At 59.1% G+C, this 26,435-nt stretch carries 19 protein-coding genes and 6 pseudogenes; 3 read left to right on the top strand and 22 right to left on the bottom strand.

What is annotated here, in order from left to right; genetic code table 11:
- Window positions 1–361 precede the first annotated feature (361 nt).
- Window positions 362–1,636 (bottom strand): diaminobutyrate--2-oxoglutarate transaminase, encoded by a 1,275-nt coding sequence (gene ectB, locus NKJ09_RS30795; protein ID WP_352764591.1) that lies wholly within the window; start codon window positions 1,634–1,636, stop codon window positions 362–364.
- Window positions 1,637–1,820: 184 nt separating this feature from the next.
- Here ectB and NKJ09_RS30790 point away from each other — a divergent pair, with 184 nt between their 5' ends.
- Window positions 1,821–3,176, top strand: a complete 1,356-nt coding sequence (locus tag NKJ09_RS30790; protein WP_352764588.1) for a hypothetical protein — start codon at window positions 1,821–1,823, stop codon at window positions 3,174–3,176.
- 116 nt (window positions 3,177–3,292) lie between these two features.
- Here NKJ09_RS30790 and NKJ09_RS32605 read toward each other — a convergent pair.
- The 20 genes and pseudogenes from NKJ09_RS32605 to NKJ09_RS30685 all read right to left on the bottom strand — a co-directional run.
- Window positions 3,293–3,484, bottom strand: a pseudogene (locus tag NKJ09_RS32605) (LuxR C-terminal-related transcriptional regulator); the annotation flags it as partial.
- Window positions 3,485–3,747: 263 nt separating this feature from the next.
- The gene (locus NKJ09_RS30780; protein WP_352764581.1) at window positions 3,748–4,080 is read right to left on the bottom strand and encodes a hypothetical protein; all 333 of its coding nucleotides are present in this window, start codon (window positions 4,078–4,080) and stop codon (window positions 3,748–3,750) included.
- 459 nt (window positions 4,081–4,539) lie between these two features.
- Window positions 4,540–5,555 (bottom strand): annotated as a pseudogene (locus NKJ09_RS30775) (1-aminocyclopropane-1-carboxylate deaminase).
- 333 nt (window positions 5,556–5,888) lie between these two features.
- Window positions 5,889–6,209: an exopolysaccharide production repressor protein gene (locus tag NKJ09_RS30770; protein ID WP_352764580.1), complete on the bottom strand. Its 321-nt coding sequence runs from the start codon at window positions 6,207–6,209 to the stop codon at window positions 5,889–5,891.
- Window positions 6,210–6,244: 35 nt separating this feature from the next.
- On the bottom strand, window positions 6,245–6,556 hold the full coding sequence (fdxB, locus tag NKJ09_RS30765) for a ferredoxin III, nif-specific (RefSeq protein ID WP_352764578.1): 312 nt from the start codon (window positions 6,554–6,556) through the stop codon (window positions 6,245–6,247).
- Window positions 6,553–6,738 (bottom strand): CCE_0567 family metalloprotein, encoded by a 186-nt coding sequence (locus tag NKJ09_RS30760; protein ID WP_502901830.1) that lies wholly within the window; start codon window positions 6,736–6,738, stop codon window positions 6,553–6,555. Before NKJ09_RS30760 ends, fdxB begins: the two co-directional genes overlap by 4 nt.
- A gap of 43 nt (window positions 6,739–6,781) precedes the next feature.
- Window positions 6,782–7,252, bottom strand: coding sequence for a NifX-associated nitrogen fixation protein (locus NKJ09_RS30755; protein ID WP_352764573.1), 471 nt, complete (start codon window positions 7,250–7,252; stop codon window positions 6,782–6,784).
- 336 nt (window positions 7,253–7,588) lie between these two features.
- Window positions 7,589–8,752, bottom strand: a complete 1,164-nt coding sequence (locus tag NKJ09_RS30750) for a TlpA disulfide reductase family protein (RefSeq protein WP_352764571.1) — start codon at window positions 8,750–8,752, stop codon at window positions 7,589–7,591.
- 196 nt (window positions 8,753–8,948) lie between these two features.
- The gene (locus NKJ09_RS30745; protein WP_502901832.1) at window positions 8,949–9,356 is read right to left on the bottom strand and encodes a hypothetical protein; all 408 of its coding nucleotides are present in this window, start codon (window positions 9,354–9,356) and stop codon (window positions 8,949–8,951) included.
- An 882-nt stretch (window positions 9,357–10,238) separates the two neighbouring features.
- Window positions 10,239–11,386 (bottom strand): annotated as a pseudogene (locus NKJ09_RS30735) (TlpA disulfide reductase family protein).
- A 71-nt stretch (window positions 11,387–11,457) separates the two neighbouring features.
- The gene (locus NKJ09_RS30730; RefSeq protein ID WP_352764563.1) at window positions 11,458–12,102 is read right to left on the bottom strand and encodes a universal stress protein; all 645 of its coding nucleotides are present in this window, start codon (window positions 12,100–12,102) and stop codon (window positions 11,458–11,460) included.
- A 67-nt stretch (window positions 12,103–12,169) separates the two neighbouring features.
- The gene (locus NKJ09_RS30725) at window positions 12,170–12,805 is read right to left on the bottom strand and encodes a response regulator (RefSeq protein WP_352764560.1); all 636 of its coding nucleotides are present in this window, start codon (window positions 12,803–12,805) and stop codon (window positions 12,170–12,172) included.
- Window positions 12,805–13,284, bottom strand: coding sequence for a NifX-associated nitrogen fixation protein (locus NKJ09_RS30720; RefSeq protein ID WP_352764557.1), 480 nt, complete (start codon window positions 13,282–13,284; stop codon window positions 12,805–12,807). The genes NKJ09_RS30725 and NKJ09_RS30720 overlap by 1 nt, the downstream gene beginning before the upstream one ends.
- A 17-nt stretch (window positions 13,285–13,301) precedes the next feature.
- On the bottom strand, window positions 13,302–13,799 hold the full coding sequence (gene nifX, locus NKJ09_RS30715; protein WP_352764555.1) for a nitrogen fixation protein NifX: 498 nt from the start codon (window positions 13,797–13,799) through the stop codon (window positions 13,302–13,304).
- Window positions 13,765–15,144, bottom strand: a complete 1,380-nt coding sequence (gene nifN / locus NKJ09_RS30710; protein WP_352764552.1) for a nitrogenase iron-molybdenum cofactor biosynthesis protein NifN — start codon at window positions 15,142–15,144, stop codon at window positions 13,765–13,767. The genes nifX and nifN overlap by 35 nt, the downstream gene beginning before the upstream one ends.
- A gap of 9 nt (window positions 15,145–15,153) precedes the next feature.
- Complete coding sequence (gene nifE / locus NKJ09_RS30705; RefSeq protein ID WP_352764550.1) at window positions 15,154–16,644, bottom strand: nitrogenase iron-molybdenum cofactor biosynthesis protein NifE; 1,491 nt, start codon at window positions 16,642–16,644, stop codon at window positions 15,154–15,156.
- A 64-nt stretch (window positions 16,645–16,708) separates the two neighbouring features.
- Window positions 16,709–18,250, bottom strand: coding sequence for a nitrogenase molybdenum-iron protein subunit beta (nifK, locus tag NKJ09_RS30700; protein ID WP_352764549.1), 1,542 nt, complete (start codon window positions 18,248–18,250; stop codon window positions 16,709–16,711).
- Between the two features lie 128 nt (window positions 18,251–18,378).
- Window positions 18,379–19,881, bottom strand: coding sequence for a nitrogenase molybdenum-iron protein alpha chain (gene nifD, locus NKJ09_RS30695; RefSeq protein WP_352764546.1), 1,503 nt, complete (start codon window positions 19,879–19,881; stop codon window positions 18,379–18,381).
- 98 nt (window positions 19,882–19,979) lie between these two features.
- Window positions 19,980–20,873 carry a nitrogenase iron protein gene (gene nifH / locus NKJ09_RS30690; RefSeq protein ID WP_352706870.1) on the bottom strand — a complete coding sequence of 298 codons (894 nt, stop codon included), beginning with the start codon at window positions 20,871–20,873 and terminating at the stop codon, window positions 19,980–19,982.
- 484 nt (window positions 20,874–21,357) lie between these two features.
- Window positions 21,358–22,413: a type II toxin-antitoxin system HipA family toxin gene (locus NKJ09_RS30685; RefSeq protein ID WP_502901831.1), complete on the bottom strand. Its 1,056-nt coding sequence runs from the start codon at window positions 22,411–22,413 to the stop codon at window positions 21,358–21,360.
- 1,218 nt (window positions 22,414–23,631) lie between these two features.
- Between NKJ09_RS30685 and NKJ09_RS30675 the strand changes: the two are divergent.
- Window positions 23,632–24,881: pseudogene (locus NKJ09_RS30675) on the top strand (MFS transporter); the annotation flags it as partial.
- A gap of 44 nt (window positions 24,882–24,925) precedes the next feature.
- Here the strand turns inward: NKJ09_RS30675 and NKJ09_RS30670 are convergent.
- Window positions 24,926–25,141: pseudogene (locus tag NKJ09_RS30670) on the bottom strand (transposase); the annotation flags it as partial.
- A gap of 234 nt (window positions 25,142–25,375) precedes the next feature.
- On the opposite strand from NKJ09_RS30670, the pseudogene NKJ09_RS30665 reads away from it, so the two are divergent.
- Window positions 25,376–26,435, top strand: a pseudogene (locus NKJ09_RS30665) (IS110 family RNA-guided transposase); the annotation flags it as partial.

Below are 26,435 nucleotides of genomic sequence, written 5' to 3'. Positions count from 1 at the left end.
CGCCTCCCGGCAACATGGTCGTCTGGCGCGGCATGACCCGCTTGCACGACATCGCCTTCGGCATCTCTATTGGATCAAGCCGACGATGTGGGTAATCGAAAGCTTCACCGGATGGGTACTGACCGAACGCAATGACTCGCTCGGCCCTCATCCCTTCAGATCACGCAGGCTGAGATTCTAGACAGGTACCAACGCACGCAAAGCAGGATCACGACTGGCCAAACTGGCGTCCCTTGAACATCGCTGCCCTCCGAAATTGGTCGAGCGGCTCAGTGCCACACCGCCGGTAATCACGTTGCACCAGATCCTCGCGCTTGGCCCCACCATACATTGTAGCCCCCGATGTAGCCCCCGATCCGCTTTAGGCGCTTGCGTGCACAGACTTGTCCAGAATGTCCAGACCACGTTGAAGCGTCTGCCGGTCAATCGTCAAAGGAGGAAGAAGTTTGACAACTTGGTGCTCCGCGCCGCATCGCTCTACCACAAGCCCACCTTCAAAGGCCCGGCGGACGATTTTCTCGGCCAGCTCACCTGTATTGCAATCAAGCCCCAGCATCATGCCCCTTCCGCGCACAGAAAGGCTGTGGTCTCGGCTGCTTTGAGCGACTCGCTGAAGCCGCTCGTTCAGAACGCGCTCCGCCTCCGCAACACCGTCAGACAGGTTTTGATTCGTCCAATATTTTCGCAACGCAGCAGTCCCGGTCACAAGCGCTAGGTTGTTGCCTCTGAAAGTCCCATTGTGTTCGCCCGGCTGCCAAACGTCTAGTTCGGGTTTGAGCAGCAAAAGGGACAGCGGTAGTCCACAGCCACTGAGGGACTTCGACAAAACAATGATGTCCGGCGACAAATCGGCAAACTCAAAACCGAAGAAATTGCCTGTTCGTCCGCAACCCGCCTGAATGTCATCAACAATCAGGAGGACGCCGTTCTTTCTGCAAAGCCGCTCGACCGACTGAAGCCAGTCCTTGCTCGCAGGCTTGATGCCACCCTCGCCCTGGACCGTTTCCAGAATGATGGCTGCCGGCAAGTCAACCCCACTGCTTGCATCAGCAAGCACCCTATCCAGATACTCTGAAGTATCGCTATCGGCTCCCCAGTATCCGTCATAGGGCATGAAGACTGCACCCGCTGGAGGAATACCTGCCGCATCTCGGTAGTATCGAGCGCCCGTTACGGCAAGCGCGCCCAAACTCACTCCATGAAAGCCATTGGTGAATGAAACTATGCTGTGCCGTCCGGTGACCTTGCGTGCGAGTTTCAAAGCGGCTTCCACGGCATTGGCGCCGGTGGGACCAGGAAACTGAAATTTGTATGTCAGACCGCGCGGGCGCAATATTATCGCGTCAAAACACTCCATAAACTGCCGTTTGGCCGACGTCGCCATGTCCAACCCGTGGATAATCCCATTTGACTTTAAGTATTGAACGGCATCGTCCAGGAGGTCGGGGTCGTTGTGACCGTAGTTAAGGACGCCCGAGCCGGAGAGAAAATCGACAAACTCGAAACCATTCTCGTCCTCGAGAATGGCTCCTGCGGCCTTCCTGAACACAACAGGAAAGGATCGCGAATATGACCGCACGTTCGATTCGAGGATTTCGAAGGCAAATAGCGAGTTTGAGCTACACTCTTGAAGCATGATTTTTCCTCAATCAGACGATGTTACGCAGCACCGCGTTCATACCTATCGTCACGAGCCCGTGTCTACTCAGGCTCCGGCGGTGACTCAGCGGTTTTAAATGGCAATCTCGGGCGGTTCACCTACCTAGGATGGTAGTATCATCACCGGCGTTTCTTAATTATTAGAAATAACAACAAAAACAGTGCAGTTGAATCTCATGGCCCGAACGCACGAACTCCCCACTCTGGCAGACACATGTAATTTCATAAAAAGCCTGAACAAACCCTGCGTCGCGCAACTACTTGCAGAGGCGAAGGGCACAGGGGCGGTCGCCGTTCAGCCTCGATCCGGCGTCGGCGGCCACGGAGAGATGCTGGAGCTTCTATCCAGGATCGAAGCTGAAGCCAATCCGGATATTTTGACCCTCACCATAGATTCCTATTCCCGGCTTGGAATGTTTGATCATGCTAGCCGAATACTTCACCAGAACCCCGGGGCCCTGAACGGATACCCATTGGTGTCCCACGGCTGGCGCAGAGGCCGCGATCTCAACGAGCGAACGAAGCAGCCTCTTGACATTCGCCACGGCTCACCAATTTCCGACCATCTCTTCGAAACTGCCATTGCGTCTGGAATTACATCTTTCGAGGGCGGCGGCATCGCCTACAACCTGCCCTATGCCAAGAAAGTTCCGCTTGAAGAATCAATTGCTTCTTGGCGACGAATTGACCGCCTTTGCGGAGAGCTCGCCGATCAAGATATCATTGTGTCGCGCGAGATGTTCGGCACTCTCACAGCAGTTCTGATCCCGCCTTCAACTTCCTTGGCGATCACCTTTCTTGAAGCAATTAGCGCCGCGCGCGACGGAGTACAGTGCCTGCTGATCGCTTACCCTCAAGGCGGCAATAGCCTTCAGGATATTGCAGCGCTGCGATCGATCGACTCGCTCGCACGGCGATATTTGCCCTCCGGACCGCGCGTTTATCCCGTTCTGCATCAATACATGGGGCCGTTTCCCCGAGACAAGGCAAAGGCGAGCGCTCTTATCCTGCTCGGAGGGTTGGTCGCGAAGCTTGGAGGCGCCGCAAAGGTTGTCACAAAGACCTACGAAGAGGCGCTCGGTATCCCAACGGTGGAGGCTAACGTCGACGGGATCCGGTTGACCAGATGCGCTCTGGCGAGAATATTCGATTTCATCGAACTTGACGAAGCGACAATTACAGAAGAGATGCGTTGGATCGAGCGCGAGGTCATTGAGCTGGTCGATCCGATCGTCGGGGTCAGGGATTTTCACAAGGCCATAGTGGAGGCGTTCAAAGCAGGAAGGCTCGATGTTCCCTTCAGTCCCAGTATTTTCACGATGGGAGACGTCATCCCAGTTCGAGATCCACAGGGGGCCATTCGCTACCTGTCCTGTGGCGGGCTTCCATTCTCAGAGACTACCAGGCGACGCAATCGCGAGTTGTTGAGAGAGACAGCTGCCCCGAAAGAACAGCTTCGGCAGATCGCCGGTGATGTACATTTTTTTTCAGATCAATCGGACGCCTATCTGCTTTAGTGTGCATCGCCGCCCACCGTCACCATTTCCCGATCTTCTTCTTAATAATGTAAAATTCTTGAAGACCAATGGCAGATGGATCATGACTTCAGCATGAAGGTTCTTGAATGGGGTTTCTACAATTCGATTATTCCTCGGTGTACTGCCTTTATAGCAGCGACCGTTCTGCTAGTCGCATCCAATTTTCGCCTCACGTTTTTTAAATGGAAATCGACAGTATTTTTGGAAATTCCTAGAATAACTCCTATTTCCCACGATGATTTTCCTTTTGCCGTCCACAGAATACACTCTTTTTCCCTGCGAGAAAGATCGGAGGACTCCTTGATGGCGCTCAAATTCGTGAACTTCGCGACACGTGACATTTTGGGCTCCTTCAATTTGTGTACCGTCATCAACGCAGGAGATGTGCCAAGCGAGAAAACGTCCGTCGAAGCAGCTGATTTACAATCATATTTTTCAAACCAGCCGACGAGGGGAAATCCACAGTGTCCCGCAAAGCACGAAAATTGTGTAGCAATTGGCAGTTTCAGGACATGGTTATCTCGTTCGAGATCAGGCCGGGCGACCAAACTCATTTGTCGCGCAAACTCGGCGTCAGCCGCAGTCCCGTTCGCGAAGCGTTAGCCGTGTCGGTTCCGACGGATTCTTGGATTTTGTCCCCGCCAAGGGGCTCTTCCGCGAGCGAAAGAAGTGTTCGATCCGTATACACTTGCGTATTGTGATAGAGACAGACGCGTTCCAATTTGCAGCAGATAGCCTGAACTGCTTGCAGTGCGGCTTGCCTTTCCCTTCGGCTTTGCAGAGCGCGCAGAACATGACCATCTGCATCGACGCTCGTAAGGCTAACAATGGTACGCTGCACAGTATCAAACCCCGCCTGCTTTGCAGCACGGAATCCAAGCATGACTTGGCTCCTCCGCTACATCGGTGAGAACGCCACCATGGCTTCTGACCTCAACGTTTCTCCTTCGTCCGTTGCGCTGATGGAAGGGGTCGTGTCCCCGCCAGGTGATGTAGCTCGGCGGTTTGCGAAGCCGCTCGCAAGCGCGCAGTAATCTCCGTGAGTTCCAAAGCTTTGCCGCCGGGGTAAAATAGGCCGTCCAAAAGCTCACGTAATCCACCATAATTGTTTATACAGAAAAATATATTTGACTATAACTATTCTTCCTCTATACAACGTTGGTACGCCATTTCAGCTCAACAATAATACTAGTTAGACTTCTTCAGCACAAAACTTAACTCAGTCAGCTTCGCGTTGGGCGGCAATCAACCCCCGGCTCCATCGGTTTGCTGGGCGGCCCTCGCACCTAGTTTGGGCGCTTCGCCGGCACGGCAGGAGGGCGAAATCGCAATCTGTCGAGCGTCAGCCGTTGCGGAAGGTGTAGCCGTACCCGTTGATGGCCGGCCCGCCGCCGAGATGCGCGTAGAGCACCCTCGATCCCTCTGGAAAGAAGCCTTTCTGGACGAGGTCGATCATCGCTTGCATTGATTTGCCCTCGTAGACGGGATCGGTAATTATACCCTCGAGCCGCGCACACAGGCGGATGGCCTGCTTCGTTGCCTCGGACGGAAGGCCATAACCGGGAGACGCGTACCCCTCGAGCAGCACCACGTCATCCTCGACGATTTCCATGCCAAACTTGACGAGCTTCGCAGTATCCCGGGCAATACTTAGCACCTGCGCCTTGGTTTGGGCGGGGGTGGCGGAGGCATCGATACCGACCACATTGCGCTGTCGACGGTCCTTGGCGAAGCCAACGAGCATGCCGGCATGCGTCGAGCCTGTGACCGTGCAAACGACGATGTAGTCGAAGGCAAACCCAAGCTGTTTTTCCTGGGCGCGCACTTCCTCCGCGAACCCCACATAACCGAGGCCGCCATATTTGTGAACTGAGGCCTCGGCCGATATCGCGTAGGGGCCTCTCGCCCCTTGATTTGAGTTCATCGAGCGCCTGTTCCCAACTGCGGCGGATGCCGATATCGAAGCCCTCGTCGACCAAGTGCACCTCTGCTCCCATTATGCGGCTCAAGAGAATGTTGACGATCCGGTCGTAGACGGCATTCTCATGTGGTACCCAGCTCTCCTGAACCAGGAGACATTTCATGCCGATCTTGGCGGCGACTGCGGCGACCATCCGCGTGTGGTTTGACTGCACGCCGCCGATGGAGACAAGCGTATCTGCATTTGACGCGATCGCGTCGGGAATGATGTATTCGAGCTTGCGGAGCTTGTTTCCGCCGGACGCCAGACCGGAGTTGCAGTCCTCGCGTTTGGCGTAGATTTCCACCTTGCCCCCCAGATGCTTGGAGAGGCGGTCGAGCTTCTCGATGGGCGTGAGGTCCAAATGTGAGCGGATAGCGTTCGAACTTTTCCAGCATTTTCTCTCCGGCAACATGCGATGGAGCTGAATGAGCCATTCACGATTCGTACTAGAGGCGTCTTTGATTTGTCATCTGCATTTTTCGGTGCGAGAAGAGCCCCATTACCTATTTCCAGCGCCTCGTTCGTCATTTGAGAGTTGCAACCGCACGCGGCATGCGAGAGACCACCCCAATGCGCATGGCATTCAAGAACTGTATCTCCTGGATTAACTACAATGACGGATTGAGGTCACCATTTACTTCTCGTGCACAGTATTCCTTATAATATCTGCCCAATGTTTATGGTGGTCTAAGTGGCATCAGGTTGACCACTGACCTTGTCACGGCGCCTCAAGGCAGCAGCAGCGATATGGCCAGCATTTGATCGCGCTGGAGCAAATCTGCGGATTCATTCGTCACCTCATCAAGGTCTGGCTCGGATACAACTTCCTTGCAACTGCCGAAATGCTCAGCCCTTTGGCCAGCTCGGCTAACGCAGCCAGATCGCCAGATCAGAAAGAGCACGCTTGCGAAATACGCCAGCTGAAGGAGCAGCGAACAAGGCAGCATCGTGACGACTACTGTGCCGACGGAATGAGAAGCGAAGTAGACAGTCAGTGCGGTGCTGCACAGCACCAGCCCCAGGACGCGACAAAAGATTCTAAAGGGCAACGCCGTTCTCCTGGTTTTGTCTCCTCAGATCATGCTTAGACCTGGTCGGCCGCAACATGGGTCTGGCAGTTCTTCGGGCAGACGCGGGCGCAGGCACCGCAGCCAATGCAGCGGCCGGCATGATCGACGACCATGATCATGCGATTGAGCTCGCCATCGAAATCGTCATCCTCGTCGTCGCAGGCGCCGAGGATTTCACCCGCGTCATCGACGCCGTAAAGAAGCATGACCTCGCGCGAGCAGACTTTGAAACAGCGGCCGCAGCCGATGCACGTCGTGCCGTCTATAGCGGTGAGATATTCCGGCACCCATCCAGAGCCGTCGCGAGTGGTGAACGCGCTCGTCATCGTAACTTCTTCATTTCAGCGAGCTCTCGCCTGGCACTATCCAACTCGGCAAAAACGGCCGACGCTTCCTCGGCAACTTCCACTATCTCCGTCCATTTTCCCGGGAGCTTCTCTACAAGGTCGCTCAATTTCATCTTGGCAATTGCCGCGCGCAGCTGAAGCTTTCGGACGTTCTTTCTCATCTCATCTAGCCTTGACATAGATCCTTCCTCGAAATCGGTTTCTTCACGCCCGCGCCCCGCCGGGATAGGCTTCGATGGCTGCAGTCGCATCATCGACCAGTTTCGTACCGGCCTCCGCGAGCTTCCTGAACGTCTCGAAGCCGAACCGGTGGATGTCTGGACAGAGCGACCAACCGCCCGGCCGTGAAACGCAATGGTCCGAAGCCCCCATGGGATTCATCTTTGTCATTGGCGATGTCATCAGGCCGAAGCGCTCCTCGATCGCGAGCCCGACGGCGGTGTAGAACATGTCGAGCCTCCACAGCACGTCCGGCTCGGGATTGCCGATGACAGGCATCGCACGGCGCTGTTTTCTGGTGACGATGAAGTCGGCCAGCAGTTCGGCGTCCGCTTCGCCTTCCCACGAGCCGTAGGAGTCTTGAGCGCGGATCAGCCGCACGAGACATCTGACGAACGGTGTGGCAAGGGCAGCCTCGTCCTCATTGACGGCAGGGCTGATTGCGGTGCCAGACATTTCGCCTTCTCCTCATTTCGGTCCTCTTCCTCAAGGCACGGTGTCTGTTTTCTGGGACCCCTGCTTCGGGCACACTTGCGCAGCGGACTTTCCGGCTTGGCCGGGCCGATTCCACGCAAGTGATCTCCCTGTGGCCGACCTTGAACACGTCCTTGACTGCGCAGTCTTCCACGCAAATTCGCGCCGAACATCACCTTCGCCGCAATGCGGCCGTAGGCCATGAGGATTCGAGCCTCGATCCTGCTGCAAACAATCGACCAAGTTCTGCATGGACCCTCGTTGCTGCGGTCACGCCAGCGAAACGGAGGAATTGGCCAGTAAACCCGACCATCACCCCTATTTTTGTCTTCTCCTCTTCCGACCGCGCTTTGGCACCTTCGGGAAATTGATTTGCGGAGCCGCACAGAGAGCGCCGTAACAAACCTTCTCACCCTTGTAGTTGGCCAGAGCCTGCAGCAAATTCGGTAGAAGGCGCTGTTTCAGTTCGTCCGGAATAGACTCCGCACCATCCAGCGACTTAATTGCCAGCTCGACCAACTCGATCGCGCGACCTTTGTTGCCGTTGCCGTGGTAGTACCGAGCGATCGCCGGATAAGACCAGAACTTAGGGCCGTCACCTTGCGGGGGATTCAGTGCCAGGATGTGTTCGGACAGCTCTTTGCCCATCGCGAAGCGCTCAGCAGACGGAAAGCGCGAATGGTCAAGGGTCGAATGGAAGAGTTGGTCTAGCGCCGCGATCATCCAGTCCTCGGAGTTTCTGTCGATCGCGTCGCGAACCAGTTGGTGCATGAGGGGCAAACCGGTCCACATATCGTGCATTTTGTGAAGCACCAGATGCGCATGCGCCCGGCGGAAACCGAGGTCGTCCGGCATCAAGGCGATGCCCTCTTCGATCGCCGAGAGCGCCGTCTTCCAATCCTCTGTCTTCACCGCCGCCCGAAATCTGTCATTGATCGGCTTCTTCAACGCTTGTTCGCGCGCTTCGCGTTGGGAACTGGCAATCCGCTCCTTGTCGGCAGCTTTCGCTTCATCGCTGGTGCGCCAGCTGCCGTTAAGGACTTTCGTCAAAATCTGATCAAGGTGCATCGGATGACCGATAAAGGCGATGTGGCCGTCTCGGTCGATCACGAACGAGGTCGGAATCCCAAAAGACAAGCTGGGTTCCATCCAAAGCTTGTCCATTTCGCCTGTGGAGTCGAACGCGATCCGAAAGTTCAGGTTCGAGCACTTTTCGGTCAACCACGCGTCCAATCTGGTTCGGGCCTCGTTGGCCGTTGGAGCATTTTCGCTGGCCGCGACTCCGACGACCTCAAGTCCGCTGTCCTTGTATTTCTCCTGGAGCTGCACCAGATGGGGCATCGCCGTCACACATGGTCCGCACGAAGTTGCCCAAAATTCGACGATATACACTTTGCCGGGCTGGAAGTTCGTGAGGGGCTCGCCACGCAGCCAGTTCTCCACTTGGATCGAAGGAGCCGGCGACTCCATCTGCAATGTCATGTTGCTCTCCAAAACTATTGCCAAAGGCTGCGCAACTTTATGCGCGAGGTTGTTTCCCCCTTAGGGAGGGGCACGGGGTTCAAGCAAAGGAGAGTCACGCGCGTCTGCGTGCAACCAGCCTTCACTCAGTGTTGCCGCATCACACTTCGCAAAGGCCGTGCCAGCGCGCTCAGCGGGCAGTAAGCACATTAATGGCTTAGAAAAGCTCCAAGCCATGAAGGCGTTTGTATTGAAGTCGACATGTTTCCCTGCCGCTGTCCGGTTTTGGACATGCCTCTGGCGCTTCGGGCCGGCACGAAAGCCTGGCCACGGACAACTCCACATGTATTCGGGCCGAGGGACCGAGCTGATGGACATCATGACTGCGTTGGCTGCCGCCAGGCCCGTCATCATCGCTCGCTTCACGCCACCGGCTTGAGCGTCTTGCCGTGCCGGCCCTCAGGCGGCAGCGGATCTCGCCATTTGCGATTGCAATGCTCCATCCGAGCGCGGCCTGTGCCCCCTCGCCCGCCTTGCGATTGAATTCCTGGCTGGTTGGGAAATTTTTCACGACGAAGCCGGCCCAGCTTCGGCTCGCCAATACCGCCATCGTCAGCTCGACGATTATGATCGTGGCGCAAGGATGAGTGCCGGCATGTGCGGCCGGTGAGCTCTGCGGGGTTCCTGCTTTCTGTGTTCCCTGTGCTCAGGCGCTACAGGGACCGCCTGGTGCGAATGTGAGCGTTGTCGGAATTTGACCAGCGTCAAGGGCCGCTCGGTCGCAACGCGGTGGGCCGGGCAGACGGAACACGCCGAAGATGCGGCCATCCTCGCCGCTGACCCGGCTACCACCCCAGGCGATGACCAAGGAGATTCATGCCATCGTTCGCGCGGAGGCCGGCAAGAGCCCAACCGTCCGACTCGAAGGTCGGCGCCTTGGCCGCTGCACGGTCGTTGCGGTGTTCAGCTCCCGGCCAGTGGTGAGAGAAATCGTGATAACGCCAATACGATGCGGCTACGGTCGGAACGCGGCCTGATGCTCTGAAACGACTCTCTTTCTCGACCTGACACCGAACCGAGTATCGGTGTTTAAGCGCATTGGGGACGCAGGGCTTCTGCCAGGCCGGGTCGGCGAGCAGACCCCGAGCGCGTTAGAGGCGTCCGAGGAATGTCTTCGCGACGGCGCTTGCAAGTTGCTCGAGGAACTCGCCAAACCTGCTCGTTTGCCGCGAGGTTCTCCGACTTCGCATCAGGGTAAGTGATCAGGGAGTAGAGCCTCGATCGGTATCGGTGCTACTTCAGAACCCGTCAGCGGGCCAAAAACAGCGGCAATGGCGGCTTGCCAACTATCCATCTTGTCACGCCACCGAAGAGCCGCTCGCGCAGCCGGCGGCTGCCATAGGCACCCATGACAATCATGTTGGCAGAACGGGCGGCATCGCCCTTCGCGGTGCCGCCCCCCGCCGCCCGCCACTCGCCGTGTCAATTGCGGGCTGCTTAACCTTTCTTATCTTTCCTCCTCTTCCAACCGCGCTTCGGCACCTTCGGGATGCGGAACCGCACAGTGAGCGCCGTAACAAACCTTCTCACCCTTGTAGTTGGCCAAGGTGTGTAGCAACTCGGGTAGCAGGTACTGTTTCGTTTCTTCCGACATAGGCTCTGGACCATCCAGCGATTTCAGTGCCACCTCGACCAACTCGATCGCGCGATCCTTGTTGCCGCTCTCGTGGTAGTACCGAGCGATCGCCGGATAAAACCAGAACTTAGAGCCGTCATCTTGCGGGGGAGGCAGTGCCAGGATGTGTTCGGACAGCTCTTTGCCCGTCGCGAAGCGCTCAGCAGAGGGAAAGCGCAATAGTCAACGTTCGAATGGAAGAGTTGGTCTAGCGCCACGCCCATCCATTGCTCGGAATTTCTGTCGATCGCGTCGCGAAAAAATTGGCGCATGAGGGGCAAACCGACCCCCATGTCGCGCATTTTGTAAAGCACCAGACGCGCATGCACCTGGCGGAAAATGAGGTTGTCCGGCAACAAGGCAATGCCCTCTTCGATCGCCGAGAGCGCCCTCTTCCAATCCTCTGCCTCCGCCGCCGAAACTCTGTCATTGATCGGCTTCTTCAACGCGTGTTCGCGCGCGTCGCGTTGGCCACTGGCAATCCGCTCCTTATTGGCAGCTTTCGCTTCATCGCTGGTGCGCCAGCTGCCGTTAAGGACTTTCGGCAAAATCTGATCAAGGTGCATCGGATGACCGATAAAGGCGATGTGGCCGTCTCGGTCGATCACGAACGAGGTCGGAATCCCAAAAGACAAGCTGGGTTCCATCCAAAGCTTGTCCATTTCGCCTGTGGAGTCGAACGCGATCCGAAAGTTCAGGTTCGAGCACTTTTCGGTCAACCACGCGTCCAATCTGGTTCGGGCCTCGTTGGCCGTTGGAGCATTTTCGCTGGCCGCGACTCCGCCGACCTCAAGTCCGCTGTCCTTGTATTTCTCCTGGAGCTGCACCAGAAGGGGCATCGCCGTCACACATGGTCCGCACGAAGTTGCCCAAAATTCGACGATATACACTTTGCCGGGCTGGAAGTTCGTGAGGGACTCGCCACGCAGCCAGTTCTCCACTTGGATTGAAGGCGCCGGTGACTCCATCTGCAATGTCATGTTATTCTGCAAAACTATTTTATTCTCCAAAGTTATGCCAAAGGCTGCGCGACTTTATGCGCGAGCTTGTTTCAACGAGCCAAAAACAGCGGCAATGGCGGCTTGCCAACTATCCATCTTGTCACGCCACCGAAGAGCCGCTCGCGCAGCCGGCGGCTGCCATAGACACCCATGACAATCATGTTGGCAGACGTGTCGATTGCGTGCTGCGCGAGCACCGTGGCCACCGGTTTGCCGGCGCTCGGCAGCCGGTCGACCAACACCCGAGCACCATGCAGAGTGACATAGGCAGCGATGTCGGCTCCTGGCTCGGCGCCGCTTCCGGTGCGGGTCGCTTCAGGATCCACGAGGGCCACACGAACTTCCTCAGCACCGGACAGCAGATCCAGCGCTTCCCGAACCGAGCGGGACGCCTCGACGCGCGAATCCCAGCCGACCAGCACGCGCTGTGGAGACAGAGTCGCCTCAGCGCCCTCCGGCACGACAAGCACCGGCTTTCCCGTATCGAACAAGCTGCCGTTGATAACAAGAGGTCCGAGACTAGTGTCTTTGAGAAGTGCGGGGCCGATGATGGTCAGGTCGGTGCAGAGCGCCCTCTGTCGCACCGCGTCACCGACGCCAGCCTTGTCGCAGTGTTCGGTATCGACATCATAGCAGCCCCAGGTGGCTCTCAGCAGTTTGTGAATTTCCCTGGATGTCTTTTCCAGGTTGGCCATGTCCTGTGAAAATCTCTCGATTTGCCTGTACCTTTGTTCCAGTGCGGCAATGGCGTGTGCGCGATGTCTAGGCCACTCGGGGATGCCATCGCCCAGCGGCGTAAGAAGAGGTGGCGACATAAGGACCAGCGGAGGCGACATAATCAGTACGGAAAGATGCGCGCCGCATCTCAAGGCTGCCGCAGCAGAGCCAGCTGCCGTTTTCGATCCCGTTTGAACCGGGCTTCGGCAGCGCCAGCTTCGTCCGTAGACAATCGAGCAGCTTGGCCGGCGCGAAGGGCCGCACAAAACTCTCGTCAATGCCTGCCTTCAAGAGATCGAGGTGCTGGTTTTCGGCGCCGGGCGCGATCAGGGCAATAACCAGCAGGCCTCTGTTCCGGTATTCCGCCTTGAGCTGGGCACAGATGGTGGACCCTGTCGAGCTTGCCGGCTGGCAGTCCAGCACCACGGCCTGCGGCTCCCGTTCACTGGCTAATGCCAGCGCTTCCTCCACGCTTCTGGCCAGTTCAATCCTGAAGCCATCCACCCCCAGAATGTGGCTGTAGTACAGACACAACTCCGCATCTTGCGAACAGATCAGGACCAGTGGCTTCATCAGTGCTACCCCAAGAACCACATCGGCCTCGACCGCCTCGATTGAGAGGGCTGGCGATCGCATGTCCTCGAGCCTGACATGGTCCCCTTGATCGAAAATCGGTTCCATCACGCCCGCGCCACCTCGGGATGAGCCTCAATGGCTGCGATCGCGTCGCCAACCATTTTCATGCCCGCCTGAGCAAGCTTCCGGAGCGTCTCGAAGCCGAACCTGTGGACGTCGCGCAGCGTCTTCGACAGAGCGACCAACCGCCCGGCCGTGAAAAGCACGCGCCCGAAGCCTTCATGGCTCAGCTCCATGATCGGCGATGCCATGAGGCCGCAGCGCTCCTCGATCGCAAGCCCAACGGCGGTGTAAAACATATCAAGCCTCCCCAGCACGTCCGGATCGGGATCGCCGATAATCGGGATCGCACGGCGCTGTTCCTTAGTGATGATGAAGGGGGCCAGCAGCTCGGCGTCCGTTTTGCCTTCCCACGCGCCGTAGGAATCCTGAGCACGGATTAGCCTCACGAGGCATTTGAGGAACGGGCTGGCAAGTGCCACCTGGTCCTCGGCGACAGCAGGGCTAACTCCAAGGGCAGACATTTCGGCTTCTCCTCATTTCAGTCCTCGTCCTCGAAGGACGGTTTCTTTTCGGCGACTCCTGCCTGCGCCAGCACCTTGCGCAGCCAGGGGGGAGGACACGTCCTGAGCATCATCTGCGTGCGCAACAGCACCTCTTGGATCGTTTGGGGGTGCGGCACTTTTATCGGATGAATTTTTGCCGAAACAACCTTGGCTGCCGAAGGCCCGCCGATCGCCAGACAAAACAGGAGATGACATCCCTTCAGCGCCTCCACCTTCGGGGTGATGCGGTCATCGCCCTCAGTTCGTTGCTTCCCGCTCTCGTCGGAAACGTCATCGAAGGCTACGGCTTCAACGAGATTCCACTCCTCGCGTCCCACGTCGTAGACAGCAAAGCGCCTGGCCGAACCGAAATGGGCGTTGAGGTTCTTCATATCCTGGGTGGCGATCGCCACGCGCAATGCGCCGGCTTGGCGTTCCGGCGTCGGTGCGTGAACCTCGTCAGTGACGAGCGAGAGGCGACGAACGGAGCTCATCTGGCATTTCTCGGTTACGGAGTGGATCAAGCGCCTCAGGCGTCGGCGCGTGCCGGTTGGCTTCAAAAATGTTGGCGACCTCGAAGATCAGGTCGCGGGTCCCCTGGTAGAGGATTGTGAGCTTGTGCTGGCTGCCGAGCCGGTCGAAGATCGGGAAGCCGACCCGCATGAGCGGAATGCCGAGGCGCTGCGCCGCCTGCCCGCCGTGGGAATGGGTGACGAGAAGATCAGCACCGGCGCCAAGAGCTTCCAAATCGCCGAGATCGCCGATTTGAACCGACTGCGCCGGTATTTCCTCCAAAATTTTCGACATGTCGGTCGTGGTGACCGCCGCCGCGATTTCGGAGCCCATGCCGATGAAGAAGCTCGCGAGTTGGTAGAGTTGGTCTGGTTCAGCAGCGATCGCAATTTTCTTGCCTCCAAAGTGGAAATGTCCGTCGAGCAACGCGTCCTGCAACTGCGCGCGGCGACGGCGCACCCCAGCCGGCGCCGCCGCGCCCGAAACCGCGGACAGCAGAGAGACGAACCGGTCGGCGTTCTTCAATCCAGTCAGCGACCGGAACAGCACGTAAGGCACGCCGGTCAACCTCTGAAGCAGCTCGGCCGGGCGGCGCATATGCTCACCGATGACGATGCATTGCTCGGCCGTGCCAAGCTCGCGGATATCCTCGATGCTGGTGCCGCCGTAGGTGGTCGTGATCCAGCGGTCGGGCACCGTACCGTCGAGCGAGCCGGAGACGTCCGGCAGAATCACCGGCTTGAGTCCAAAGCTTTCAATCATTTCACGCAAATGCTCGATATCAGCCACAGTGAGGTTCCAGCCAGGCAGGATCACGATCTTCTTCGACTGCCGCGCCTGCTCGCCGGGCCGCGTAATCCTTTCGATCATCGCGGTGACAGCCTTGGCCCAGCCCTCTTCGATCGCGCCGTCGAAATCCGGTGTGTTGGCTAGCACGACCTCCGTACCCGCGAGTTCTTCCCTGCTCAGCCTGATATTGGCGATATCTCCTGCGCAGTCTTCGCCCCGGGTTTCCACCAGCGCCGTGGTGCAGACCCCGATCAGCGTTGGCTTTGTGCGGGCCTTGAGGTTGAGGATCGCCTCTTCCAGATGGTCTGCCCCGCCGAGGATCGTCGCCACCTCGTCCATCGCCGTCGTCTGCAAGGGGATGGCTTCCTTGAAATGCCGCACGAACAGCACGAGCGCAAAGCTGGTGCACCCCTGGCTGCCGTGGAACAACGGCATCGCGCCGTCGACGCCAAGAAAGGCCAAGGCGGCACCCAGCGGCTGCGATGACTTCAGCGGATTGATCGCCGCCGCTTTGGTCTGGGGAAGGATGCGGACCACCGGCTTTCCTCAACACCCGCCGAAATCGTCGGTCGTCGTGCCGGCGAATTCCTGGACAGCATGCAAGGTCGCGGTCTCGCTTTTCGTGCTCGGCAGTTCCTCCCTCACCGCAGGCTGGCAATCCCATGGTGCCGGCTCCCGCACCTGGCGCCAGATCGGGTTATGAATGGCGAGGTCGATCTGGCGTACGAGTTCCACCATGCCGTCATAGCCGGCGTAAGGATGTTGGCGCTCCTGGTTGATATCGAGCCAGGGTGTCTTGGCCTTCAGCGCGATGAACTGCGTGCGCCCGCCTGACAGCATGATATCGGCCTTGTGTTCTGAGAGCATGGCGTAAAGCTCGCGCGGCGCCATCTGCTCGAATATGTGGTTGTCGTCCTTGAGTATCTGCTTGATGCGCTCCTTGTCTTCGACCGTCGACTTCTTGACAGAGGTGCCGACGATCTCGATGCCGATCTCCATCAGCGCATGGACGACCGACCAGGACTTCACACCGCCGGTGTTGAGCAGCACGCGCTTGCCTTCGAGCCTCGGCCGGTAGGCCGTGAGCTTTTTCCACGCGATCGCCTCCTCCTCTGCAATTAAGGCCTCGGTGCGGCCGAGGATCTCCGGATCGGCACCCTTCTTCACGAGCAGCTGAGAGATCTGTCTGAGCGCTTCCGAGGTGTCGGTGATGCCGTAGAAGGAGCCCTCGAAAAACGGGATGTCCCAGCGCTGCTCCATCTTGCGGGCGAGATTGATGAGCGCGGTCGAGCACACCATCATAGCCGCCCGGGCGCGGTGCGCGCAGGCAATGTCGAAGTAACGCGCGTCGCCCGGAATGCAGGCGCGCACCCGGATGCCGAGCCGATCCAGCAGCGGCTTCACCAGCCAGAATTCACCCGAGAGGTTGAATTCGCCAAGAATGTTGATGTCATAGGGTCCGGCGTCGTCCGGTTCTACCGTGCCGATGACATGCTCGAGCAACGCCTCGCCGGCAAGCTTGTTGCCGAGATTCTTGGAGCCGACGAAGCCTGGCGCATTGACCGGCACCACCGGTAGGCCGAACTTTTCCGCCGCGCGCTTGCAGACGGCCTCGATGTCGTCGCCGATCAGCGCCGTCACGCAGGTCGGATAGACGAAGATAGCCGGCGGCCCATACGCTTCCTTGATCTCGCGGATCGCTTTGAAGAGCTTCCGCTCGCCCCGCCCCATCACCACGTCGAGTTCGGTGAGATCGGTCGTGAAGCTCGTGCGCCAGAGCGTTGGCCCGGACGAAGCCGCACCGCGGTTGTCCCAGGAATTGCCCTCGCAGGCGAGCGGCGCATGGATCAGGTGCGCGACGTCGGTGATCGGCTGCAGCACGATCTTGGCGCCATCGAAGGCACAGCCGCCGGCCGCCGCCCCGGGGGTCAGTGGCTTCGAACAGCCCTCCTTGCGCGCCTTGGCATCCTTGCCGCGGTTCTGCTCGCAGGCAGGCTCGTTGAAGACATCCTGGATTTTGGCTCTGAGCGAGGACATTGCGTTGGTCTCCGAAGTCCCTTCGGGAAGACGACCGGCCTCACCGAAGAGCCGGCCGCCACCCTTAGCGGGTGAGGTCATACGAATAGTCCGTCACGCCCGTCTCGCTTGTCTCGCGATCGAGCTTGTCGAAGATCTTGTCGAGGATCGTCGTCAGGACGCGCAACCCGCCTTGGTAGCCCATGAGCGCAAAGCGATGGTGATGGTGCCGGTCGAAGATCGGAAACGTCAGCCGGATCAGCGGCGTGCCGGTGTCGCGCTCCAGATACTTGCCATAGGAGTTGCCGATCAGCAGGTCCACCGGCTCGGTGAAGAGCAGCGAGCGCATGGCCCAGAGGTCCTTGCCCGCCCAGACTTGAGCGTCCTTGCCGAAGGGCGATGATGCAAGCAGTTCCTTCAACTCCGCTTCCCATGCCGAGGTGCCGTTGGTGGCGAGGCAATGGGTCGGCTCGCCGCCCGTCTCCATGATGAAGCGGGCCATGGCGTAGACAAAGTCCGGATCGCCGTAGATGGCATATTTCTTACCGTGCAGCCAGGATTGGCTGTCCGCCATGGCGTCAACAAGTCGGCCGCGCTCCAGGCGGATTGCCTCGGGGATTTGCTTGCCGGAAATCGCGGAGACCTCCATCAGGAAGTCGTCGGTCGCCTGGACTCCGAGCGGGTAATGAAACGAGGCAGTCGCCTGCCCTACCCCCTCGCAATACTCCAGTGTTTTTCGGGTGTTGTAATGCTGTAGCGAAAGTGTCGCCTCGGCGTTGAGTGCCTTCCTCACGTCTTCGATCTTCGTGCCGCCGTCATACATGCGGTATTCGCCGTCCGACGGCGTGTCGAACTGGTCAGAGGCGTCTTGGATAAAGGTATAGGACACGCCTATCAGATCGAGCAGGCGCTTGAGTTCCCGGTTGTTGCCGACACAGAAGCCGTCGAAGCCCGGAATGATGTTGATGGTTCCCTCGGCTTCCGTTCGCTCCTCGCCTTTCCAGAAATGCTCCAAAATGCCCTTGACCGCAACGTCATAGCCGTCGACATGGCTGCCGACAAAGGCCGGCGTGTGGGCGAAGGGCACGTCGAAGTCGCGCGGGACTGAGCCTTCGTCCTTGGCGTTCTCGATGAAGCTGTGCAGGTCGTCGCCGATGACCTCCGCCATGCAAGTGGTCGAGACGGCGATCATCTTCGGGTCGTAAAGTTGGTACGTGTTGGCGAGCCCGTCGACCATGTTCTTCAGGCCACCAAACACTGCCGCGTCCTCGGTCATCGAGGAGGAAACTGCCGAAGCAGGCTCCTTGAAATGGCGCGATAAGTGCGAGCGGTAATAGGCCACGCAGCCCTGGCTGCCGTGGACGAAGGACATGGTTCGCTCGAAGCCCGCGGCCGCGAACACCGCGCCGAGCGGCTGGCAGGCCTTGGCGGGGTTCACGACAAGCGCTTCGCGAGCGAGGTTCTTTTCGCGGTATTCCCACGTCTTGGTGAATTCGCCTTGGTCGGTAACGACCTGGTCCGGGTGAGGACATTCGAAATTCAGCCTCTTCTCGGCGAGCATCTGCCTGTATTCCGGCTCGCGGAACAGGGGCGCGTGGTCGAGAACTTTTTCAGCCGACTGCGGCATGGGTGGTTACCTCTTCTCCATCTGGCCCGCCATACGGCGGCACAGGGACGTCGAAACGTTTCAAGTCTCCCGCGGACAAAAGGGCCACAGGCGTTCAACGGCCTCCCGGCTTCCGGGAGGCCAGGTTTTCATTCGGCTGCGATCGCCGCCGACGGCTCGGCTTTTTTCTTCCAGGGGGCGTCGTAGAGGTTCCAGACTGGGTTGTTGATGGCCAGATCCATGTCACGGGCGAAGATGGCGAAGCCGTCGTAGCCGTGATACGGGCCGGAATAATCCCAGGAATGCATCTGACGGAACGGTATGCCCATCTTCTGGACCGGGTACTTTTCTTTGATGCCGGAACCAACGAGATCAGGACGGATCCCCTCGATGAACTTCTCCAGCTCGTAACCAGTCACGTCGTCATAGATCAGCGTGCCCTTCTTCACGTAATGGCCCGTACGCTGATAGTCGTCGTTATGGCCAAATTCATAGCCAGTGCCGACGATCACCATGCCCAGATCCTCATATGCCGTTACGATGTGACGGGGGCGCAGCCCGCCGACATAGAGCATCACCGTCCTGCCTTCGAGGCGCGGCCGGTACTTGGCGATGACGGCATCTACCAACGGCCGGTATTTGGCGATGACCGCCTCGGCCTTGGCCTCGATTTCCGGTCCGAAATGCTTGGCTATCTTGCGCAGAGAGGCTTCCGTCTGGGAGGGGCCGAAGAAATTGTACTCCATCCAGGCGATGCCATACTTTTCCTCCATATGCCGGCAGATGTAGTTCATCGACCTGTAGCAATGGATGAGATTGAGCTTGGCCTTTGGCGCTCGCTCTATTTCGGCCAGCGTAGCGTCGCCCGACCAGTTGCCGACCACGCGCAGGCCCATCTCCTCGAGCAGGATGCGCGAAGCCCAGGCGTCGCCGCCGATGTTGTAGTCGCCGATCACATTGACATCGTACGGGCTGGCCTCGAACTCGACGTCTTTCTTCTCGAACACCCAGTCGCGGATCGCATCGTTGGCGATGTGGTGGCCGAGTGATTGCGAGACGCCGCGGAAGCCCTCGCAGCGCACCGGCACGATCGTCTTTTCGTGCTCCTTGGCCTTGTTGCGGGACACAGCTTCGGTGTCGTCCCCAATCAGGCCGATCGGACATTCGGATTGCACGCTCATGCCCTTGTTCAGCGGAAACAGTTCCTCGATCTCGTCGATGATCCGTTCCAGCTTCTTGTCGCCGCCGAAAACAATGTCCTTCTCCTGGAAATCGGAGGTGAACTGCATCGTGACGAACGTGTCGATGCCGGTCGTGCCGACGTAGTAGTTGCGGCGTTGCGACCAGGAATATTGCCCGCAGCCGACCGGGCCGTGCGAGATATGGACCATATCCTTGACTGGACCCCAGACCACGCCTTTCGAGCCGGCATAGGCGCAGCCGCGAATCGTCATCACTCCGGGGATGGACTTGATATTCGATTTGACCTCGCATTCGGAAAGGACCTCGCTTTCCTCGCCAGCCTCGTCGCCGCTCTTTGCGACGCTGAGGTGCTTTTTGCGGCGCTTCGCCGCCTTGTCAGGATATTGCGACAGCACCTCCTCGATAAGCTTCGCATGGAGGGCGCCGTCATTCTCGTATTCCAGGCTCATGAGACCCCTTTCAAGGTTCAGGGTGACGCCTCACCAACGAGGCGCCGTTCTTTGAAAGGCGCGCCACGTCAGGCCGCGCCACCAGTCAGTAGCGGTCGTTACCGTGCGGCCGCCTTCGCCGCTTCCTTGACCTGAAGCTCGGCAAGCATCTGCTCGTCCGTCTTCATGATGCCGAAGTCGAGCAGCATGTCCTCGAGCTCCTCCATGGTGATCGGGGTGGGGATGGTGCCCTGGCCCGAATTGTTATGGATCTTCTCGGCCAGCGCCCTGTATTCCCCGGCCTGCTTGGAGTCCGGCGCATACTGGATCACAGACATCTTCCTGAGCTCGGCGTGCTGGACGATGTTGTCGCGCGGCACGAAGTGGATGAGCTTGGAATTGAGCCTGGAAGCCAGCGCTTCGGCGAGGTCGAGCTCGCGGTCGGTTTGGCGCTCGTTGCAGATCAGGCCGCCGAGCCGCACGCCACCCGAATGAGCGTATTTCAGGATACCCTTGGCAATGTTGTTGGCGGCATAGAGCGCCATCATCTCGCCGGACATGACGATGTAGATTTCCTGAGCCTTGTTCTCGCGGATCGGCATCGCGAAACCGCCGCACACTACATCCCCGAGCACGTCGTAGGAGACATAGTCGACATCGTCATAGGCGCCGTTCTCCTCGAGGAAGTTGATCGAGGTGATCACGCCGCGACCGGCGCAGCCGACACCCGGCTCGGGGCCGCCCGACTCCACGCATTTGATGCCTTTGTAGCCGACCTTGAGCACATCCTGGAGTTCGAGGTCTTCCACCGAACCTTCCTGAGCCGCGAGGTGCAGGACCGTATCCTGCGCCTTCGCGTTCAGGATCAGGCGGGTGGAGTCGGCTTTGGGGTCGCAGCCGACGATGAGGATTCTCTGCCCGAGGTCGACAAGGGCGGCGAGGGTATTTTGGGAGGTGGTGGACTTGCCGATGCCGCCCTTGCCGTAAAAGGCGATCTGACGCAAACCTGACATGTAGCTTTCCTTCCTTCGTTCCATTCATCGCGGCTGCCGCGACACGAATGCCGGTCGGGCAGCTGTCGCCGCCTCGCACCCAAGGATTTCAAGACTCGTGCCAATTTGGCTGGTCGAACCGAAGAATAATTTTATGGTTGCTTTTCAGGTATTTAGCTTGAAGCCAAAGAAAGGATCGTCGGAACAAGCCATGTAGCGGACCCGACAATGGCGACACAAAGCGTCGGATCGCGATCCTCAGTCACCGCATTCATTCGAGCCGCATCGTTGTGTTGAGATGGGCGAACAGCATCTCGACCCTTTGCGTTAATTGCGGGATGCTGCGAACCCTTCTGTTCCGGCGAGCTGACGTGCTTGGTCTCGCGTGTCCTCATCGACACTGCGCGGAATCTGCGCGCTCCGCTGGCACACCATCGATCCACGGCCATCTATACGGGGCCACGGGCGATAATTCCGCCATTTCACCAACCCAAGGCGACTCGGCTCACTTATCGGCGCAGGAGTTCAGTATCGGCGTCATCGCCTTCACATGTTCGTCAATCCGCTCGAGCACTTTCGCCGCGACAACGTCGCGCTCAGGCAGATGCCACCAGTGCTCGTTGACGAGTTCGACGGTCTCGACCACTGCCTTCAGGACTGGCGGCTCCGGAAGCCTTGCGCGGTTCGCAAATGCCTTCCATCGCGGTGCTGCTAGCGCCTTGAACGAGCGCTCCCCTCCAAGCGAAAGCGCCATGGCGTCGGCGGGACTATATGGCACGGTCGACAGAACGTCGTAGATTGGTGCAAGCACCGGCTTGTCGCCTTTACCGGGATAAATCAAAGACCAGTTCTTCAGGTGCACGTCGCCATTGCCGGTGATGACCGTCAGCACCAGGCGGCGGACGAATTCGAGAGCAGCCGTAGGCGAGACGGCCGCGCCAAGGGCCAAGGCTATGTCGTGATAAGCGGCTCCCTTATATTTGCGCGAGGGATAGACACCGAAGACCTGAGCGAAATCCTCGATGTGTATCCTCTCGCCATCGGCGCCGCGATCGAAGCGTTTGACGAGAAGGACCTTGCCCTCCGACAGCGTGTTGAATTCTTCGGGAAAGCCCTCAAAATCGGACTTCTCGACCAGTTCGCATTCGGGAACCTCCATGCCGATTGCTGCGGCCAGCGCCAGGTTGGCGAATTCGTTCTCCGAAACGCCCGGAAACACCGTTGAAGAAAACTTGGCGATGTACCGGCCTTGCTCGTCGTCCATCGGCAAGGTAAGGCCCCCGCCTTTTCCAGTTTCCATTCTGACCGACAGCTTCATCTGCACGCCGGCAAGTGAGAACCGTGCCTTGGGGTCATCCTTTGAAGCATCCTGCGAAACCGCTATCGCGCCGTCACTGGGCAACGCCCGTACGGCTCCCGGCAGATCGGCGCCCAGCGCCGCTAAAAGATCGAAATCATTGCCTGGCCGCACATTGCCTTCATGGTGCTTTTCGCCCCGTCGGCGAGTGGGACGCCCAATGCGTCGCGGCCCCCTACCCGTTCGGCCGTTCCGTCGTACCAGGCGAGCGTCTCGTAGCCGCGAAAGCTGCTCACGCGACCGTGATCTCGGCCCGTTCAACGCCGTTCTGGGACGGGAAACCAAGCGAATGGCTGGCGAAACGGCTCCGCCGCAGCCGGCCTCGATCACAAGAACCCGGCGTCGGGCGTGAGCAACTCGACGTCGGATTGCATTGAAGCTTCAGCCAGGGCGGCTAAGTACGGATCGTTGTGAGCGACACGCTTCGGACTCCCATTCGATTGCCCGACTTTGGCTCATGCCGGGACGGGCGGTATTCTGAGGGTGTCTGCGCACCATGTTCATGGTGGCCGACTCTGAAGCGGCGCCCAATCGGAAACATTAGCATCTCCGCGTTTTGGCGTGGCTGCTTAAACTCTTCGACGGTAACCGCCTCAAGTAGCAGGTCCAAGGCTTCGCGCCCCCTCCGACTTATCGGGTCATCGCCCCGCAGGTAGTGATACGCTCGATCTAAATGCACCCGCGCGGCGGAAAAATCGCTTGTCATATGACCCTCTCAGTTACCGCCCGCATTAGCCGTCTAGGAGGTGAGGGAGGCGCAATCGTTAGTATCCACAGACGGATTTGATTTAAATCGCTGATGATCCGGGAGAAACCAGGGCGCTGGCTGGTCTTGATGCGAGAGCCTCGCCGGATGGGTAGTATGCCACGGCTACGGACGGTCTTGATCGAGATGATGGTTGAGGCTGCGGACTTCCCGGCGGACAGCTTCGATCGTTCTAGGCGTCTGCGCCGATAAATCAGGCGGGCGAATGCTCTCAATGTCCGCGTTGACAGCCATGCGAATACCGCTTCGTTCTTAATCTGTGGACACGGACCGAATACTGGCCCCGGCAAGTCGGCCAGTCGAGCTCTAATCCCTTGCCATCACAAAACGCGCATTCACGAGGGGTCATCGCGAATGCCGATCATCATCGGGCTTAGGGAAGCCATCCCTGAGCACTCGTCGTCAACCAGGGCGAGGACGAGATTGTGGCACCTCTCCTGTTAGGGTTCGTTGTCTCTCCCGTCTGTGAACAAGTGGGGTCAAGCTGCGGTCTTCACCCGGCCCGGTTCCGCTGCCGCCCCAAAGTTGATTGTGGAGCATGCGGAAGCGACTGCTAGGTCATGCTCTGGAAATACTGACCGATCACACAAATCTATAGACAAAAAGTCAGTACTGGCAGCCGTGAGTTAACGATCGGCTCGTGGAAGGCAAAAAACGTGCAGCACGAAGATCCTCAGCCGTCCGCTCCAACGACGCTTGCCCCGCTTCGCAATCCGGTATTTCGCTCGATCTGGACAGCCACACAGATTATCCAGCCTCGGGTGGCTCGTGCAGACGGTCGCCATCAGTTGGCTGAAGGCCACCATTTCAGCTTCCGACCTCATGGTCGCACTCGTTCAGGCCGCATCCACATTGCCGGTGTTTTTCCTCTCAATTCTCGCCGGAGCCATCGCCGATAACTTCAGCCGCCGATGGGTGATGTTTGCGGGGCACTGCTTGATAGCATTGGCATCAACGACGCTAATGATTTTGGTCGGTCTGGGATTTGTCGATCCTTGGCTGGTACTCGGACTGGGTTTCCTGGCCGGCTGCGGCTTTGCTTTGAATGATCCGGCCTGGCATGCTTCGGTCGGCGATATCCTCGACAAGCGCGACATACCGGCCGCGGTCACGCTGATGTCCGTCGGATACAACCTCGTACGCAGCATAGGTCCTGCTCTGGGTGGGACGATTCTGACCTTCTTTGGTCCGCTGGCCGCTTTCGGCTTGGCCGCGCTGAGCGATCTCGCGCCTCTAGGTGCACTATGGCGCACCAAATGGAAAATCCGCTCTTCGCCTCTCCCCCGCGAGAGAATGATGACGGCGATTCACGACGGAGTGCGCTTTACGGCGATGTCCCTGGAAATCAGGGCGGCGATCGCCCGCGGAACCCTTTTCGGGCCAGCATTTCGATCTTGGCGTTGCTGCCTCTCGTCGTTCGGGATCAGTTGAAGAGCGGGCCGATCGTCTACGGTATTCTATTGGCCGGCTTCGGCACCGGGGCTTTCATCGCGGGTATGAGCAACGGCTTCCTTAGGCGGATCACGTCTCAAAACAGGCTGGTGGCGTTCGCCTTTGTCGCTTGTGCAGCATGTTGCGTTTCCGTTGCACTAACATCGTCGGTCCCTGTGGCGGCAGTCGCGCTTGCCTTGGGCGGCGCGGGTTGGCTTATCACCTGGACCGGCATTGACGTGGCGGTGCAACTCGCAAGCCCACGGTGGGTAGTCGGCCGTACACTCTCCATCTACTACGCCTTGAGCGCTGGCGGTATGGCTGCCGGCAGCTGGATTTGGGGTTCCGTCGCGCAGAATTACTCCCTGACCTGGGCTTTGGAGGGCGCCGCCGGGGTCTGTTGCTGCTTGCAGCAGCGGGAATGGTGTTGCCGATACGTCCATGGGAAGAAACGGACCAGGAAAGTTCGGATTTTCGCGCACGGAACTGTCAGGAATTCTGTGCGCGAGGCCGGTTTCGTCATTGGCTGACGAACCTTTCGCCGAAGACGACGGCGAACTGGGTCTTGGCCTCGAACCATTCGCGCGGCGGTCGTTTCCATTCCTCGGCCGCGTGGTTCAGCACCAAATATAGCAGCTTCATGGCCGCATCGTCACTGGGGAAGTGTCCCCGGGTGCGGACGGCGCGGCGCAGCTTGGAGTTCAGCGCCTCTATGGCGTTCGTAACCGGTATGATCATGACGGTGCCATCCGATCCCCGCTGGAGATGAGCGATTTTCGGCGTATGGTGCGACCATCCGGGACAGGGGCACCGGGAGCACGCCAAGTGCGGGCAGGCCGATGTATTCGATGAGCTGCGAGCTCGCGTTAGTAGCTGGCCGCCCCTGCGACCTGCCCGGTTGCGCCGAGAGCGCGGATCCGTAGGTGTCGCGTCGCCCGCCGGCTCCCGATTGTTGAGGAGAGGGAGCCGATGAGACGTGTGATTGGAATGGACATCCACCGCACCTTTGCGGAGGTGGTGGTTTGGGAAGACGGCCGGCTGCGCCATCACGGACGGGTCGACATGACCCGCTCGGGACTGGAAGGGTTCGGCCGCAGTTTGCGACGGACTGATGAGGTTGTCGTCGAGGCTACGGGCAACGCCATGGCGGTGGTGCGGGTTCTGTCGCCCTATGTCGGCCGGGTGATTGTCGCCAACCCGATGCAGGTGAAGGCGATCGCTCATGCCAGGATCAAGACCGACAAGATCGATGCCGGCGTTCTGGCGCAGCTCCATGCCAGCGGCTTTCTGCCGGAGGTCTGGGTACCTGACGAGCGGACCGAGCGGCTTCGCCGCCTCGTCGCGCGGCGCAACCAGGTAGTTCGGCATCGCACGCGCGTGAAGAACGAGGTGCATGGCATCCTGCAGGCGCACCTAGTGCCGAAGTGCCCGCATGCCGATCTGTTCAACAATCGCGGTCGCGCCTGGCTCGAGCGGCAGGTGCTTCCCGACGACGAGCGGGCCGCCATCGCTCGCCACATCCGCGAGATTGACCGCCTGGCCGAGGATCTGGCCGACCTCGATCGCGACATCGCCCGGGAAGCGATTGATGATGTGCAAGTCCGGCGGCTTCAGACGATCACCGGCGTCAATGCCATCGTCGCGAGCGGTATCATCGCCGCCGTCGGCGATATCCGGCGGTTTCGCGAACCGCAGAAGCTGGTGAGCTACTTCGGCTCAATCCGCGTGTGCGCCAATCCGGTCTTGGCTTGGCGCAATATGGCCGGATCAGCAAACATGGTCGTTCCCATGCCCGCGCCATGCTGGTCGAGGCCGCCTGGGCGACGGCGAAGGCGCCCGGACCGCTCAGGGCCTTCTTCCTACGCATCCGTAACAAGCGCGGCCATCAGGTCGCAGCCGTGGCACTCGCCCGCAAGCTCGCCGTGTTGATCTGGCATCTGCTGACAAAGGAGCAGGACTACTTCTGGGCTCGCCCGGCGCTGGTGGCGGCAAAGCAGAGGCAGCTCGCTCTCAAGGCCGGCGCGCCGGG

The sequence above is a fragment of the Mesorhizobium sp. M0189 genome (genome assembly GCF_040322135.1).
Classification (GTDB): domain Bacteria; phylum Pseudomonadota; class Alphaproteobacteria; order Rhizobiales; family Rhizobiaceae; genus Mesorhizobium.
The sequence above is the reverse complement of the archived record's forward strand: the minus strand, read 5'-3'. Positions and strand labels throughout refer to the sequence as shown.